The following is a 14,819-nucleotide window of genomic DNA, read 5'->3' on the forward strand; positions in this document are numbered from 1 at the left end:
AATCTTGAGACCCGTTTGCCTGTGTCTGGATCTTTAATGTATCGAAGGCGGTTCCAAACGAGCCGTCCGATGTAGAGTTCGTTGTTCAGAATGCCAGTGCCCCGTTGGACATTGCCGTGGAGGGTAGACGCGCCCCAGGTCTTTCCACGCGGACCGGGAATGCCGTCTCGGTTGAGGCCAAAAGCAATGGCACGCGGCGAGGTGTCCATCATGGACGCTTGTTAGCGCGGGCTTCGGCGATCTCTGTAGTCATTAGTCGATGCAGATTTGCTCGATTAATGACTATGAAGTTTGAACGGTCTCTCTTTGGATTACTTCACCAAATGGCGAGTAATTGCGGTGTCCAGACCAGTGGTGCTCATACCGATACTTTCGAAAACCTGCTCGCACATACTGCAGAATCTACCTTCCGGTGTTGATGTCGGTTTGGCATCGAAAACTCTTTCAAACGTGTGTGAAAGCTGGGTCAGCGCGTATTGTCGTTCTTCGTCTCGCGGTTTGCCTCTTTTTAACGGGCCGATCAGCTCAATTTGGTCCTCTAGGTGTTTGATTAGGAGACCCAAGAGGTTTGTGATTGGTTGGGCTGGGTTCTCGGCCATGGCATACCTTGCGGTCCGCTGAATCTCCGCTAGGCCCCGCTTAGCACCGCCGTCACGGGACCGCTTGATTGCGAGCTCCAAGTCACGTTCGTCAATCGAAAAGCCAGTGTTTCGCCCAGTCAACATCTCAATGCCCGGAATGCTAAAGAGGGCAGCCAAATCGCTCGAAAGATCTTCGTCTGAAAAGTATCGAATGAGATCTTCTTCGGACGAAAACGCGGACTGGGCTTTACGCAAGTTTGCAATTGTATCGCTTAGCGCGGTTTTGGTTCTCTTAATCGCTTCGTTGGGATGAATGCCGCGCTTCTGAAAAGCCGATAGCGTACGCGCGACACCTTGAACGGATTGCACGAAAAACTGGATGTGCTCGTTTGGAATCTGAAGGCCAACTTCTGCAATCTCGTTCAGTTCTTCTTCATTAGGAACGACAATCGCGGTCGGGGGCGGCATTGGTCAAAGACTCTGAATGCTAGGTTCTAGAATTGACAATAGGTTAACTCAAAGTGAACCGAAAGTCGCGGTTGGAGGTGGAGTGATACCAAAGAAGGCCATCGCCGGCATTGAAAGCGGATTGGTCATGGATGGCTCGCATGCCGAACCGGGCATCAAACCAGATACGACGATAATGCTTGCTCCAACGAGCTTTCCTGCCCTTCGCAAAATCAGCTTTTCCTGACACGTCGGGACCAAGGGCGACCTTCCTTGCATTTGGGATCGCGGATGCCCGAAGCCATTTTTGCCAATGTTGCCCAACTAATGAACTGGTTGTAAGGGCGGATTGCCGACATTCTCTGCAAGCGCGAGCCTACCATGCCGAGACGTCGGGAGCTGACATTCAGACAACCCTGAAACGGCGTAATTCTCGGCACCGCCGCAAGGCGGCTCTGAGCCCAAAGTGCATAACTCTGCAGCCAGGATCAAATGGCGGAAACTGTTATGAAGCGGCCATTCAAACTTGCTGATCATTGATTTGAGAGTGATCGATTGCGTTCCGCTCAACCCCTCAAAGGCTTCACTTGGTAGCAATGAACTTGGGGACAGGTAGAGTTCTCTACCGATACCATTTGCGCAAGATCTTAACCAGATAGACACAAGTTCTCCGGGCGAAACATGACGTTTCGCCGGCTCTGAGGCTCCGGAAGCGGGAGGATTAATCCTAGGGTGTCAAAAGAATCCTTGACCAATTCCAGCATCAACTCTAGTAAAAATGAAATAACGTTTTGCTAGACGAAACATAAGAGAGCAAAATACGGGGTCGCTCTTATAGCGGACTCGCAAGCTAACCACAGTTAGGGAGGAGCCTGACACTATGAAAGATAACGCAAAATTGACGCTCACCATGGGTCTCGTAACCGGTTGTCTGGCCATTGCTGCACCAGCCTACGCCGAAGGTGATGTGGTGTTTGCGTCCTGGGGAGGTTCGTTTCAGGATGCATTGCGCACAGCGATGCTGGAACCTGCATCCAAAACACTGAATGTCACCGTCAAGGAAGATACGACCAACGGAATTCAGGACGTGCGCGCACAGATCACGGCGGGCGCCGTCGCGTGGGATGTGACCGAGCAGGATTTGCCGTCGTGTGAAACACTCAGCCGCGAGGGCAGCCTTGAGCCAATCGATTATTCGATTGTTGACACAACGGGCATTCCTGAAGAGCTGATCCACGACAACTATATCGGCTTTATCAACTTCACCAAGGTGATTGCGTATCGCAAGGATGCCTTTGGCGACAATGGCCCGTCCAACTGGGCCGAGTTCTGGGATCTGGAGAACTTCCCGGGCAAGCGCGGTATGCATGGCAAGGTGAACTACAACCTTGAAGCGGCTCTCATGGCCGATGGTGTGCCTATGGCCGAGGTTTACGACGTTTTGGCCACGGACGAGGGCAAAGCGCGCGCCTGGGACAAGCTGGGAGAGATCGCACCCGAAGTCACGGTCTGGTATCGTGGCGGATCACAATCCGCACAGTTGCTGCGTGATGGCGAAGTGGACGTGATCCACATGGGCCATAACCGCGTGGAGAGCGTGAGCGCATCTGGCATTGAAGTTGCTTATGCGTTCGATGGTGGCACGATGGATGTCGATTGTTTGCTGGTGCCCAAGGGGGCTCCGAACAAAGATAACGCCATGCGCCTGATCAATGAATTGCTGGGCGCCGAAGCGCAGGCGCGGCTGGCGGTCACGATGCCGCTGGGTCCGGTGAATACCGGTGCGTTTGACACTGGCATTATCTCGGGAGAGCAGGCTTTGACGGTCAACACCCACCCCAGTAACTATGACAAGCAGCTGCTGGTCGACCCGACCTTCTACATCGGTCAGTTGGGTGAGTTGACTGAAGAGTTTGACACGCTGATCCAGCAATAATCCATTGAGGCGCAGTGCATTTTGTACTGCGCCCATTTTTTTGACAGGTGAGGTGCCTCTATGTCGTCTAATGCGCAATCCCTTCCCATCGATATTTCCAATCTTTGCAAGGCCTACGGATCGGTCAAAGCGCTCGATGATGTATCGCTGAATATTGCTGCAGGTGAATTCCTGACACTGCTTGGGCCATCGGGCTCGGGCAAAACGACGCTTCTGATGGCGCTGGCCGGATTTGTTCGCCCTGACGGCGGGTCACTCAAGTTTGGCGGCCGCGAAATGATCGCGACGCCACCACACAAACGGGGCCTTGGCATGGTTTTTCAAAGCTATGCGTTGTTTCCATTCATGACCGTGGCTGAAAACGTGGCCTATCCTCTGAAAATTCGCGGGGTTTCCAAAAGCGATCAAAAGACACAGGCCGAACGTGCGCTGGATACGGTGCAGCTTGGTGGCTATGGGGATCGGCGCATCACCCAGTTGTCTGGTGGCCAAAGACAGCGTGTGGCCCTTGCCCGCGCCATGGTTTTCGAGCCGCAGATCATCCTGATGGATGAGCCGCTGTCTGCGCTGGACAAAAAGCTGCGTGAACATATGCAGATTGAATTGAAGGCGCTCCATGAAAAACTGGATGCGACTGTGGTGTATGTCACCCATGACCAGCGCGAAGCCCTGACGATGTCCGACAGGATTGCAGTGGTCAATCATGGGCGGATCGAGCAGATCGAGACGCCCGAGCGGCTGTATCGCCAGCCTCACAGTTTCTTTGTGGCGGATTTCATCGGTGAATCCATTTCGGCGCCGGTGAATGTGGCCAACGACAGGGCACAATTGGGCGAACGCGTGTTGAAATCCGACTTGCCAATTGCCCAAGGTCGCGGTGGCCACCGTCTGGTGATCCGGCCCGAGTTGCTGGAAGTCACCGCAGGCGCTGTGCCTGAAACGGCCAATGATCTGTCCGGCCGGGTCAAAGACATCATTTATCAGGGCGATAGTGTGCTGGTTATCGTTCAGCACGACAGCGCAGGGGAGATCAACTTGCGTGTCCCTTCCAATCGCGCAGGCCAGACAGGGCTGCCCTCAAAAGGTGAGCAAATTGGCCTTGCCCTGCATCCCGAAGACACGATCATCGTACCGGAACATGTGGCATGAGTATCGCCGAGGCCTATGAGGGTGCCGGGACGCTTCAGAACGCCAGCACGCTCAAATCCGAAGAACGTCGCGAAAGCCTGACGTTTTTGGGGCTTTCGATGCCCGCGGTTGTGACGATCCTAATTGTCGTGTTTCTGCCGATTTTCTGGCTGTCATCGCTGTCGTTTTACAATGCGGCGGGCGAGTTGAGTTTGGAAAACTATGCGCGCATCTTTGAAAGCGCTTTGTATCGGCGGACCTTTGTCGTCACCTTTCAGATCAGCATTGTCGTGACAGTGATTTGTGTCCTTCTGGGATATCCGCTGTGTTACTGGCTGACCAGGATGCCGGACAAAATTGCTGCCATTCTGATGGTTTTCGTGTTGGTCCCGTTCTGGACCTCGGTTCTGGTACGGACATATGCGTGGCTGGTGCTGTTGCAGCGCAATGGCATCATCAATTCGTCATTGATGTCGCTTGGTATAATCGACGAACCGCTGCAGCTGGCGCACAACCTTACGGGGTCCATCATTGGCATGGTGCATATCATGCTGCCGTTTCTGGTTTTGCCGCTCTATGCCACCATGCGCAACATTGACGGCGATCTGGTTCGGGCCGCAGTGGGCCTTGGTTCCAGTCCGCGTGGGGCATTCTGGCGGGTGTTTTTTCCGATGTCGCTGCCGGGCCTTTTTGCCGGCATCGTGCTGGTCTTTATTCTGTCACTTGGGTTTTTCGTAACACCGGCTTTGCTGGGCGGTGGCCGCGTGCAGATGCTGGCCCAGCGTATCGAAAGCACCATCACAGTCTATTCCAATTGGGGTGCCGCATCCGCCCTGGGCGTTGTCCTGCTGTTGCTGGCTCTGGCAATGATCTGGCTGATGAACCGTGTCTTCGGGCTCGACAAACTGTTTATGCGCTGAGGAACTGAAAATGGAACAAGTCGGACAACGTAAAATTGACGGTATGTGGCTGACGGTGGTTGGCACTGCGGTACTGTTCTTTCTGATCCTGCCCACGCTTATCGTGATCCCGATGTCGTTTTCGGGGGCCTCATATCTGGAGTTCCCGCCAACATCGTTTTCGTTTCGCTGGTACACGGCCTATTTCACATCTGCGGAATGGATGAGCGCCACAAAGACATCTCTGATCGCGGCTGTGTTGACTACGGCGATTGCGACACCCCTGGGGACACTTTGCGCCTATGGCCTGCATTGCTCTACCCCACGGATCAGGAGTACTGCGCAGATCCTTGTGATCATGCCCATCGTCGTACCGGTGATCCTGATCGCTGTGGGTGTGTTCAGCCTCTATGCCAAGCTGGGGCTTAACTACACGCTGACCGGAATTGTAATCGCCCATACCGCGCTGGCGTTGCCTTTTGTGATCGTGACAGTGATGTCGGGTTTGCAGAACTATGATTTCGATCAGGAGCTGGCGGCGCGAAGCCTGGGGGCATCGCGGGCCTATGCGCTGTGGACGGTGACAGTGCCGCAGGTCAAATTCTCGATCCAGACCGGGGCCTTTCTGGCCTTCATCACTTCGCTGGACGAAGTTGTCATTTCGATGCTGGTCTCGGGTGGGGAAAAGGCCACAATTACCCGCCGCATGTTCAATTCGTTGCGCGATCAGCTTGATCCGACAATCGCCGCAATCTCGACCTGTCTGATTATCGTCTCAATCTCGGCGCTCATCGGTGTGCAGTTGATCGGCCGCAGCAAGACTGCTGACAAATGATGGGCTATTTATATCTGACCGATCTCTGCCCGGATCTGGCGGGCGGCATCAAGCACCGCAGCACGATAGCCCTCGACAGCGGTTTCACTGAAGCGCGCACGCAGACCCGACAGGCTGACCGCACCCAGCAACTCGCCCTCGAGCCCAAGAACCGGGACAGACAATCCGGCGACGTCCGGATCACGTTCGCCAAGGCTGAGATAGTACCCGGTCTTGCGAATGTTGGTGGCCTGTTTGCCTTGCCCGATAGAATAGGCATCCAATACCTGACCCGACGAGCCCATGCTCAGCGGAATGATCTCGCCCTCCTGAACATGATCCCGCGCAAGCCTTGGCGAATTGACGCGATAGAGGCACACACCGGAGTTGCCGCGTTGCACGTAAAACGACGCGCTCTCCCCCGTTGCATTTACCAGGTTCGCCAGCACCGGGCGTACAATAGGCCCCATGCGCAGGTTCTGACGAAACACGGACCCAAGACGCCACAAAGACGGCCCGAGGTGAAACAGACCCTCGGCGTCTCGCGTAATATGGCCAAACTTTTCAAGAGAGACGCTCAGGCGCAGGATTGTCGCTTTGTTGACACCGCTGCGATCTGCGACCTCTTTCAGAGACAGACCCGCATCGCCGGGTTCAAAGCTGTCCAGCACACGCAATGCGCGTTCAACCGCTTCGACACCACCTGTTGTGTCCGGTGCTTTGGGTTTGTCGGGCATAGGCGGACCTTTCGACTTTATTCCGTGACTGTTTGTAGCCGGTTCGGACGCAATTGGAAATCGCAATCAATGAAGGCATCTGGCAATGAGTAACCCGCAGAGACGATTGATAACAACTGGTTATGCCGGCCTGCCCTTTGGTGCGTTGTCGCAATGTGAGGCAGGATGTGTCGGGGTTTTGGGTGTTCCAAGCGAAGTCAACACCGGGCCCCGATCCGGCACCTCTCTGGCACCGGATGCACTTCGCAAGATGACCGGGCAGCTTGGAATCGATCTTCCTGCCAATGGCCGGGATCTGGGAAATCTGGATCTGTCGGGCGATTGGTCCGGCGCATTGATGCAGCTTGTGACGCAAATGGTGGATCAGGACATTGTGCCAGTTGTTCTGGGCGGTGCGACTGATGTTGCCTTGGCTGTGCTGGGCGCCTTGCCTGACTTGCCGGTTGTCGCGGCTATGCCACTGGCCCGGCGTGATGTTGCGGCGCGACCAGCAAACACGATCTGGGTGGGGTTGAACCGCGGGCAGTCTGCGGATGTCTGGGATCAGATCAGCCAGCGCAAGATGGACTGGCGTACGGCCCGGCAGTTGGATGAGGGGAACTCGGACACCCTTGACGTGCCTGAGCGCGCCGTTCTCTGGATCGACATATCGGTCATTGATCTGGGGCATGCGGCGGGTAGCGTCGGGCTTAACCCCGGCGGCATGAAACCCGAAACGCTGGTTTCTATCATCGGGGCTATGTCCTGTCGGTGGCAGGCGATTGTGATCACCGGACTTGCGCCTGCCCGTGATACGCGGGGCATGTCGGAACTTGCTGCCATCGAAACCCTGAACGCGGCGCTGAACAATGGGTGACGCGGCGCAGGCGCAATTTGACATGATACCCAGTTTTTTGGGTGCACCTGTCGGCGATCTGGAGGACCTCGTGCCCGGGCAGGTCGCGATCGCAGGGTATTTTTGTGACAATCTCGACCGACCGATGGCAGAGCAACGCTATCTTGCACGGCAGCTGCGATATGCCTCCCGACCCGGAAAAGTGCCCGTGAATGGCATTGACCTTGGGGATGTGAATGTATTTCCGCTGGAACAGGACAAGCATTTTTCCGCGGTCGCTGCGCAATGTGCGGCCGTTCTGGAAACCGGCGCGCGGATGGTGCTGGTTGGCGGCGATTCCAGCGGTCTGAAAGCGCTTGGCAGTGCTGCGCGACAGGTCACTGGTGCGGATGTTCCTGTCATTGGGGTGACAGGGGGCGTTGCCGGTAATCTTTCCGATAACCAACCGGTCATTCTGTCGGTGGATTTACACGAACTTGCGGGCATCTGGATGTCGCGCCCGCGTCGTCTGGCCGGGCTGTCACCCTCACAGATGATCGCGCAAATTGATGCCACTCCGGGTGACGTCATCGCCGCCGCAATTTTCGGACTTGCCCCGGCATTAGACAATCGCGGCGGAACCGAGACCCGCGCCGCACTTGCGATCTTGCAGGCGCTGGCTGACCGCCTTGAAAAAGGAGAACGTTGATGCCTTTACGATCGGCCCCATTGCCGCGCATGGCAGGGCATCTGTCGTTCATGCGCTCTCAAACCAAAGCTATTTCTGACGTCGGGTCCGGCGATCTGGCAGTGATGGGCATCCCGTTTGAAGACACCAGCGCACCGCATGCCGGACAATCCCTGGCGCCGCGTGCATTGCGCGAAACCTCGGTTTATTTCGGCTGGCACGCAAACCCGCAATTCAGCCACCCCGTGGATATCGACGCACGTCAGGACATCAGTACCGATGGCCTGCACGAGAGGCTGTGTGACATCGGAGATATCGCGCCGGGGTCTGAGGGCGCGATCCACGCGGCATTGAAAGCGGCAACGCGTCAGATCAGCGACAATGGCGCCTGTGCGATCATCTTGGGCGGGTCGGATCGCATGTCCGAGACTGTGCAGAGCGCGCTCTCTCATTGTCAGACAGCGCAGCTTGGTTGCAGGCCAGTTGATGCGCGCGATTTTCATATTGCGCCTTTGCCGAATGAGGGGGGAACGACCTGTACCCTGGATCCTGCTGCGCACCGAGCAGCGTTTTGCGAGTGGCGGGATGCATCAAAGCCGTTGTTTGTGCGGTTTGATCTGTCCGTGTTTGAAACATCGCTTAGCGCGCTTTGCGATCAACCCCGGTTGGGGGGCTGCGATCTTGAGACTGTGGTGCAATGGCTTGAGCTTTTGGGGCAGCACGACGTCAGCGCCATTATGTTAACCGGTCTGAACCCGAACAGGCCCGGCATGGGTGTGGTCAAGGTTGGCCAACGACTTATGGTCACAGCTCTTCTGGCATTTATCTATGCGCGCCTCGGATTTGGGACTGATCATCCGGGCAGCCAAAATTCCAAGGAAAATGTACTGACATGACTGCAGCGATTACGACATTTCATCCGCCACTTGCTCAACCGGGATATCGGCTGTTTGATGGGCCTTTGCAAGACGTCGCCGACGCCCATGCGGACCAGATCGGTGTAGTGGGCATGCCGAGTGACTGGACGCATTCCAGCCGCCTTGGCACAAGGTTCGGCCCCGATGCGCTGCGCCGGGCGACAAGTCTTATGCAATCCTTGCGTCCGCAGGGAGCCAGCTTTGATCCCGACACAAGCCGCCTTACTGCGCCTGCAACTGATTGGCTGATCGATTGCGGGGACGCAGAGATCACAGCGCAAGACGTTGATGCTACGACCGAGGCCATCGCGGCTATGACCGAAGCGCTGACCGTATCGGGTGCGATCCCTCTGGCGCTGGGCGGTGATCACTACAACAGTTTTCCAGCCTGTCTGGGGTATTCCCGCGGACTGGCCAAACGCGCACCAAATGCGCGCTTTGGGTATATCCAGATCGACGGTCATCTGGATTTCTCTGACCGGCTGGGCGCATGGGGCAGCCACAACCATGCGACCAATGCGCGCCGAATTTCTGAACTGCCCAACATTGATGTGTCCAATATGGTCTGGGTGGGCATTGCAGGCTGGGTCGATGGTGGCGATCTAGCCTTGATCGAAGAACAAGGCGGTCGGGTGTTTTCAGCTGGCGATGTGCATAAACTGGGCGCGGCAGAGACAATGCGCCAGGCGCTTGCGCATGCCATGAAAGGGTGCGACGAGCTTTATCTGTCGATTGACATTGATGCGATGGACGCCGGTTACCTTCCCGGAACGGGCTCCATTGTGCACAGCGGCATTACACCACGTCAGTACTATGATCTGCTGGATGGACTGGCCGACGCCCCTCTGGGCGGGTTGGATATCGTTGAGGTTTCGCCTCCCCTTGATCCTTCAGAGCGCACGGAATTTCTGGCCGCGGAAATGCTGTTCCGGATCCTTCGCCGCTTTCGCACCCGACCTGTAACCGGGCCGGTGACAGAGCAATGATGGAATATTTTGGAACCCGGCAGCTTGGCGGGTTTTCACATGCCGGGCAAATTCTTGCCCCGGCAACCCGGCCCTGGATCACGGATCTTGCAGCACTTTGTCCTTACGAGGGTCTGCAACCCGGTAACCTGCCGGAATTTGAACGTGACCCGGATTGGACCAACTGGGCCCTGACAGACAGTCCCAAAGACTCTTCCGAGCGTCTGAACTGGCATGTGTTTCAGGATGTTGGAACGCGGCTTTTGATCGCCGACCGAATGCTTATGAGCCGCGTCAGCTGGCAGGATCTGGATGAGGCTGGGTATGTCTATGGCACAGAGATCAAGATTGATGGCAAGCCGTTTCGCTGCCGGTTGCTTACGGGGGGTGATACGCCCTGTGATGACCCCTATCAGGGGGCGACCGCGCCCAATGAATGGGATGCGTTGGTGGGTGGTGGTGGCGCTTCGAACGCGCCCCAGCCGGACCCGGCAAATAGTGCAGCGCCGCTTAGCCCGGATCATCTGAACGCGCCCCATAACGCATTGTGGAACTGGTTCGGTGCGGTCAGCTGGACCGCTGAACCTGTCGCCAGCCGTACCGACGGGCGAGCATGCCGGGGCTATCATGGCCCGACTTATTTTTACATCAACACTGTGAACCACCGGCATGAAGATATCGGGTGGCGACCAGTTCTTGAGGAAGTGTTATGACTGTAAACCCTTTTCGCAATTTTATCGCCGGATCATGGGTTGCTGGCAGCGATGCGACCCCCAACATCAACCCATCTGACCTGAACGATACAATCGGTGATTATGCGCAGGCCAATGCCAGCCAGACCGTTGAAGCAATCGAATGCGCGGCGGCTGCTTTTCCGAACTGGCGCAAGACGTCACCTCTGGCACGGTTCGAAGCGCTGGACCGCATCGGGTCGGAAATCCTTGCCCGTGTGGGCGAATTGGGCGACATGCTGGCCCGCGAAGAGGGCAAAACCTTGCCCGAGGCCAAGGCCGAAGCGCATCGCGCGGGACATCTGTTCAAATATTTCGCAGCTGAAGCGTATCGTGCCACCGGCGATACTTACCAATCTCTGCGCGAAGGTGTGTCGCTTAAGGTCGTACGCGAACCAATCGGCGTTGTGGGCGTGATCACGCCATGGAATTTCCCGCTGGCGATCCCGGCATGGAAAATTGCGCCCGCTCTGGCCTATGGCAATACGGTCGTGTTCAAACCTGCCGAACTGGTGCCCGGTTCTGCGTGGATGTTGTCGGATATCATTGCCCGTGCGGGTCTGCCCGACGGAGTGTTCAACCTTGTGATGGGCAAAGGCCGTGAGGTCGGGGAGGCGATTGTTACGCACCCCAAAGTTGCGGGGGTCACGTTCACCGGCTCTACACCTGTGGGTCGCAATATGGGGGCTGCGCTGTTTGCGCGCGGGGCCAAGATGCAGCTTGAAATGGGGGGCAAGAACCCGTTGATTGTGCTGGATGATGCGGATCTGGATCTGGCGGTGCACTGTGCCATTCAGGGTAGCTTTATCTCAACCGGGCAACGCTGTACGGCGTCTTCCCGCCTGATCGTGACTGACGGTATTCACGACGCATTTGTCGACCGTCTTAGTGCAGGAATGAACGACCTCAGGATCGGTGATGCGCGTGCGCCGAAAACCCAGATTGGCCCGGTCGCCAGTGAACCGCAGTTGGCCATCAACAATAAATACATCTCACAGGCTGTGGCTGATGGAGCGAACCTTGCTGCAGGCGGCAGCGAAGTGACATCAAACACCCCCGGACATTACTTTGCTCCGGCCTTGTTTACGGATGTGTCACCACAGGCAGCCGTGGCACGTGACGAGATCTTTGGCCCTATCGCCGCTGTGTTGCGCGTGCCGGATTATGATGCCGCCCTTGCCACGTCCAACGACTGCGAATTTGGATTGTCTGCGGGCATCGTCACGCGGGATGCAGCAAAGATCGACCATTTCTCGCAAAACGCCGAGGCAGGCATGGTACAGGTCAATCTGCCAACGGCAGGCATGGACTTTCATGCGCCATTTACGGGTCGAAAAGGATCCTCCTATGGCGCGCCGGAAAAGGGCAGCTATTGCCGCGAGTTCTTCACGGCAGCCAAGGTTGTACACGAGGGGCGCGGATAAATGACACAGGCACCACTGAAGGGCATTCGTGTTCTTGATCTGACCAACGTGCTGGCCGGCCCGTTCTGCTGTCACCATCTGGCGCATCTGGGGGCCGAGGTCATCAAGGTCGAAACCGTCGGGCGGGGCGATCTCGCCCGGCAACTGGGGGCTGACGCGGAGCTGAACAAGGCCAATATGGGCGTATCCTTTCTGGCGCAGAACGCGGGTAAGAAATCGGTCACGGTCAACCTGAAGAACCCGCGGGGGCGGGAGATTTTTCTGAAACTCGTCGAAACCGCAGATGTGGTGGTGGAAAATTTCCGGCCCGGCGTGATGACGCGCCTTGGCGTGGGTTACGAGACCCTGAAGGAGGTCAATCCAACGCTGATCTACTGTGCCATTTCTGGCTTTGGTCAGGAGGGTCCGTGGATTCGCCGCCCGGCTTATGACCAGATCATCCAGGGCACTTCGGGTGTGATGTCGATCACCGGGGATGACGAAAGCGCGCCGTTGCGTGTCGGATATCCGGTGGCGGACACCGTGGGCGGCATCACCGCAGCCTTTGCGATTTCATCTACCCTTAACGCCAATCCGCGCGGCACGTTCATTGATGTTTCGATGCTGGAATCGGTGCTGGCGACGATGGGCTGGGTCGTGTCGAACTATCTGATCGCGGGCGTCAATCCGACCGCCAACGGCAATGAGAATCCCACTTCGGCGCCTTCGGGTGCGTTTGAGGCCAAGGGCGGGTTGATCAACATTGCCGCAAACAAGGAACAGCAATGGGAGCTTCTGACGGACCATCTGGGATTGGCCGCGTTGCGTGAACGCCCTGAATATGCCACGCGCGAAGATCGCAAACGCAACAGGCTTGCTCTGAAAGCAGAGCTTGAGGCCGTCCTGAAGACCCGGCCACCGCGCGACTGGGCCAAACAGCTCAATAGTATTGGTGTGCCGTCGGGCGCGGTTTTGACAGTACCGGAAGTATTGGAAATGCCGCAGGTCGCGGACCGCGGGTTCCTCGGCGAGTTTGAAAACGTCCCCGGTGTCGGACGAGATATTCAGGTGGCCACGACCGGGATCAAACTGGACGGCAGCGCGCCCACAGTCGATGCGCCACCACCCATTTTGGGGCAGCACAACACTGAAATATGGAGCGCGTTAGGGTTTTCACCGGAAGACATTGAAAAACTGGCACAGGAAGGCGCGATATGACGGATCCTTCGGGAACGAATGAGGCCGAGGACATCCGCCATTGGTGGCGCACGGCAATTATCGACATGGCGCCGGGGCGGATCGCCTTTCGCGGACACCCGATTCAGGACCTAATCGGGTCTGTCAGCTTTGCTGAGATGATCTGGCTTATGGTGCGAGGTGATATGCCCACGCCGGAACAGGCGGCCCTTTTCGAATGTGCGCTGGTGGCGGGCGTGGATCATGGCCCGCAAGCCCCGTCGATCGCCGCCGCCCGCATGGCCGCGACTTGTGGGGTGGGGCTCAACAACGTCATGGCCACCGGGGTCAACATGCTGGGTGACGTGCATGGCGGCGCCGGTGAACAATGCGCCGAACTTTACTTCGACGTCGCCAGACGGATCGATGACGGCGCTGAACGCGATGCTGCCGTCCGCGACAGTATCGCCGACTGGTGTGCGGAGAATGGCAAGATTGTCTCGGGCTTTGGCCATCGTTTCCACAAGCCCGTCGATCCCCGCGCACCAAGATTGATGGCGCTCGTACGCGAGGCGGCAAAGTCCGGTACGGTGGATGGGCGGTTTGCCGATATCGGTGAGGCGGTTCAGACGGAAATCGGTCGCAGCCGCGGTGCCGAAATCGCGATGAATATCGATGGAGCCACGGCCGTGATCTTTTGCGAGCTGGGTTTTCCGGCCCCGCTGTCTCGTGGTCTGTTTTGTCTCTCCCGCTCGGTAGGCGTCTTGTCTCATGGCTGGGAACAGATGCAACAGGGCGGCCGGAACAAAGGCCCGATGCCACCGCGCTATCTGCCGGAATATATTGGTGTCAAATCGGAAAGCTAAACCGACAGAACCTCGGAAGACTGCAGTTATTGGGTTTTCTCAGATCAGCGACATCTGTTTAAAAACACAGGATAAATATGACGCGGTTGAGCGCGTGGTCTGTGCCAGACTCGCACCGCAGATCAAGGTGCGTACGTCAGATACCAAAACCGCCCGATCCCGATGAACATTGATGGCGCGACCACCGTAATCTACGCCGAACTCGGCTTCGATGCCCCACTCACGCGTGGACTGCTCTATCTGCTTAGGTCAGTGGGCATCCTGGCACACGCCTGGAAGCAGATCCAACAAGGCGGCCGTAAAAACGGCCCATTACCCAAGGGGCACCTATGGACGTATCTCAACCCAAGTGAGAAATGATACGATTTTCACTCTTGTTCTAATGTCAGCAAAGCGCAGCAAGCCGCTATTTGTGCACGCGCAGCGAACGCCCACTAAGTCCCGCTTTGCCGACCTTGGGCAACGCATCGATTTCGCTCATGCAGCGAATGACCGGTTCCGTGAAGCCGCACTGCGGCGGGGCTTAACATGGTGAATGACTGGTAAGGGCCGTTCACTACTTTGGGAGTCAGGGCGGAAAGAGATCATTCGCTGCTTTTCGCACCGAGGTCTGCAAAGCGGAGAGGCTGTGTGGAAACTCGGCTGATTGCGATGCCCGTCTGTCTTTACCTGCGTTTTTGCCCGTTTTGGCGTGAGATCGGCATTTCAGCCGACAGA

General features: G+C 56.9%; 15 protein-coding genes. 12 read left to right on the forward strand and 3 right to left on the reverse strand.

Annotated features, from left to right (window positions below; translation table 11 throughout):
• Nucleotides 1-212, reverse strand: a 212-nt coding sequence (locus CLV88_RS22475; protein WP_243403764.1) for a recombinase family protein, incomplete at its 3' end; no start/stop codon positions are given.
• 99 nt (nt 213-311) lie between these two features.
• A complete protein-coding gene (locus tag CLV88_RS22480) occupies nt 312-1,049 on the reverse strand; it encodes a hypothetical protein (RefSeq protein ID WP_106610652.1) in 738 nt (245 codons plus the stop codon).
• 859 nt (nt 1,050-1,908) lie between these two features.
• On the opposite strand from CLV88_RS22480, the gene CLV88_RS22485 reads away from it, so the two are divergent.
• The 4 genes from CLV88_RS22485 to CLV88_RS22500 are packed head-to-tail and all read left to right on the forward strand — an operon-like array spanning nt 1,909 to nt 5,826.
• Nucleotides 1,909-2,964, forward strand: coding sequence for an ABC transporter substrate-binding protein (locus CLV88_RS22485; protein WP_106610653.1), 1,056 nt, complete (start codon nt 1,909-1,911; stop codon nt 2,962-2,964).
• A gap of 60 nt (nt 2,965-3,024) precedes the next feature.
• Nucleotides 3,025-4,113 (forward strand): ABC transporter ATP-binding protein, encoded by a 1,089-nt coding sequence (locus CLV88_RS22490; protein WP_106610654.1) that lies wholly within the window; start codon nt 3,025-3,027, stop codon nt 4,111-4,113.
• On the forward strand, nt 4,110-5,012 hold the full coding sequence (locus CLV88_RS22495) for an ABC transporter permease (RefSeq protein WP_106610655.1): 903 nt from the start codon (nt 4,110-4,112) through the stop codon (nt 5,010-5,012). The genes CLV88_RS22490 and CLV88_RS22495 overlap by 4 nt, the downstream gene beginning before the upstream one ends.
• A 10-nt stretch (nt 5,013-5,022) precedes the next feature.
• The gene (locus CLV88_RS22500; RefSeq protein ID WP_106610656.1) at nt 5,023-5,826 is read left to right on the forward strand and encodes an ABC transporter permease; all 804 of its coding nucleotides are present in this window, start codon (nt 5,023-5,025) and stop codon (nt 5,824-5,826) included.
• A gap of 8 nt (nt 5,827-5,834) precedes the next feature.
• Here CLV88_RS22500 and CLV88_RS22505 read toward each other — a convergent pair whose 3' ends face one another.
• Entirely contained in the window at nt 5,835-6,542 is a 708-nt protein-coding gene (locus CLV88_RS22505) for an IclR family transcriptional regulator (RefSeq protein ID WP_106610657.1), read from the reverse strand.
• An 85-nt stretch (nt 6,543-6,627) separates the two neighbouring features.
• On the opposite strand from CLV88_RS22505, the gene CLV88_RS22510 reads away from it, so the two are divergent.
• From CLV88_RS22510 to CLV88_RS22545, 8 genes are read left to right on the forward strand one after another with little or no spacing between them, the layout of a single operon-like run.
• Nucleotides 6,628-7,398, forward strand: coding sequence for an arginase family protein (locus CLV88_RS22510; protein ID WP_106610658.1), 771 nt, complete (start codon nt 6,628-6,630; stop codon nt 7,396-7,398).
• Entirely contained in the window at nt 7,391-8,065 is a 675-nt protein-coding gene (locus tag CLV88_RS22515; protein WP_106610659.1) for an arginase family protein, read from the forward strand. The genes CLV88_RS22510 and CLV88_RS22515 overlap by 8 nt, the downstream gene beginning before the upstream one ends.
• Nucleotides 8,065-8,940: an arginase family protein gene (locus CLV88_RS22520; RefSeq protein ID WP_106610660.1), complete on the forward strand. Its 876-nt coding sequence runs from the start codon at nt 8,065-8,067 to the stop codon at nt 8,938-8,940. The genes CLV88_RS22515 and CLV88_RS22520 overlap by 1 nt, the downstream gene beginning before the upstream one ends.
• Nucleotides 8,937-9,947 carry an agmatinase family protein gene (locus CLV88_RS22525; protein WP_106610661.1) on the forward strand — a complete coding sequence of 337 codons (1,011 nt, stop codon included), beginning with the start codon at nt 8,937-8,939 and terminating at the stop codon, nt 9,945-9,947. Before CLV88_RS22520 ends, CLV88_RS22525 begins: the two co-directional genes overlap by 4 nt.
• Nucleotides 9,944-10,639, forward strand: coding sequence for a hypothetical protein (locus CLV88_RS22530; RefSeq protein WP_106610662.1), 696 nt, complete (start codon nt 9,944-9,946; stop codon nt 10,637-10,639). Before CLV88_RS22525 ends, CLV88_RS22530 begins: the two co-directional genes overlap by 4 nt.
• Nucleotides 10,636-12,081, forward strand: coding sequence for an aldehyde dehydrogenase family protein (locus tag CLV88_RS22535; RefSeq protein ID WP_106610663.1), 1,446 nt, complete (start codon nt 10,636-10,638; stop codon nt 12,079-12,081). The genes CLV88_RS22530 and CLV88_RS22535 overlap by 4 nt, the downstream gene beginning before the upstream one ends.
• Nucleotides 12,082-13,278, forward strand: coding sequence for a CaiB/BaiF CoA transferase family protein (locus CLV88_RS22540; RefSeq protein WP_106610664.1), 1,197 nt, complete (start codon nt 12,082-12,084; stop codon nt 13,276-13,278). It abuts the gene before it with no gap.
• Complete coding sequence (locus CLV88_RS22545; protein WP_106610665.1) at nt 13,275-14,102, forward strand: citryl-CoA lyase; 828 nt, start codon at nt 13,275-13,277, stop codon at nt 14,100-14,102. Before CLV88_RS22540 ends, CLV88_RS22545 begins: the two co-directional genes overlap by 4 nt.
• Nucleotides 14,103-14,819 lie beyond the last annotated feature (717 nt).

Origin of the sequence: Shimia abyssi, from assembly GCF_003014475.1 — a bacterium.
In the GTDB taxonomy this organism is placed as follows: domain Bacteria; phylum Pseudomonadota; class Alphaproteobacteria; order Rhodobacterales; family Rhodobacteraceae; genus Shimia; species Shimia abyssi.

Excerpts from the sequence above, each read along its gene's own strand:
- CLV88_RS22485 (WP_106610653.1), top strand. The coding sequence starts at position 1,909 with ATGAAAGATAACGCAAAATTGACGCTCACCATGGGTCTCGTAACCGGT.
- CLV88_RS22545 (WP_106610665.1), top strand. The coding sequence starts at position 13,275 with ATGACGGATCCTTCGGGAACGAATGAGGCCGAGGACATCCGCCATTGG.
- CLV88_RS22525 (WP_106610661.1), top strand. The coding sequence starts at position 8,937 with ATGACTGCAGCGATTACGACATTTCATCCGCCACTTGCTCAACCGGGA.
- CLV88_RS22535 (WP_106610663.1), top strand. The coding sequence starts at position 10,636 with ATGACTGTAAACCCTTTTCGCAATTTTATCGCCGGATCATGGGTTGCT.
- CLV88_RS22510 (WP_106610658.1), top strand. The coding sequence starts at position 6,628 with ATGAGTAACCCGCAGAGACGATTGATAACAACTGGTTATGCCGGCCTG.
- CLV88_RS22500 (WP_106610656.1), top strand. The coding sequence starts at position 5,023 with ATGGAACAAGTCGGACAACGTAAAATTGACGGTATGTGGCTGACGGTG.
- CLV88_RS22490 (WP_106610654.1), top strand. The coding sequence starts at position 3,025 with ATGTCGTCTAATGCGCAATCCCTTCCCATCGATATTTCCAATCTTTGC.
- CLV88_RS22515 (WP_106610659.1), top strand. The coding sequence starts at position 7,391 with ATGGGTGACGCGGCGCAGGCGCAATTTGACATGATACCCAGTTTTTTG.
- CLV88_RS22505 (WP_106610657.1), bottom strand. The coding sequence starts at position 6,542 with ATGCCCGACAAACCCAAAGCACCGGACACAACAGGTGGTGTCGAAGCG.
- CLV88_RS22530 (WP_106610662.1), top strand. The coding sequence starts at position 9,944 with ATGATGGAATATTTTGGAACCCGGCAGCTTGGCGGGTTTTCACATGCC.
- CLV88_RS22480 (WP_106610652.1), bottom strand. The coding sequence starts at position 1,049 with ATGCCGCCCCCGACCGCGATTGTCGTTCCTAATGAAGAAGAACTGAAC.
- CLV88_RS22520 (WP_106610660.1), top strand. The coding sequence starts at position 8,065 with ATGCCTTTACGATCGGCCCCATTGCCGCGCATGGCAGGGCATCTGTCG.
- CLV88_RS22495 (WP_106610655.1), top strand. The coding sequence starts at position 4,110 with ATGAGTATCGCCGAGGCCTATGAGGGTGCCGGGACGCTTCAGAACGCC.
- CLV88_RS22540 (WP_106610664.1), top strand. The coding sequence starts at position 12,082 with ATGACACAGGCACCACTGAAGGGCATTCGTGTTCTTGATCTGACCAAC.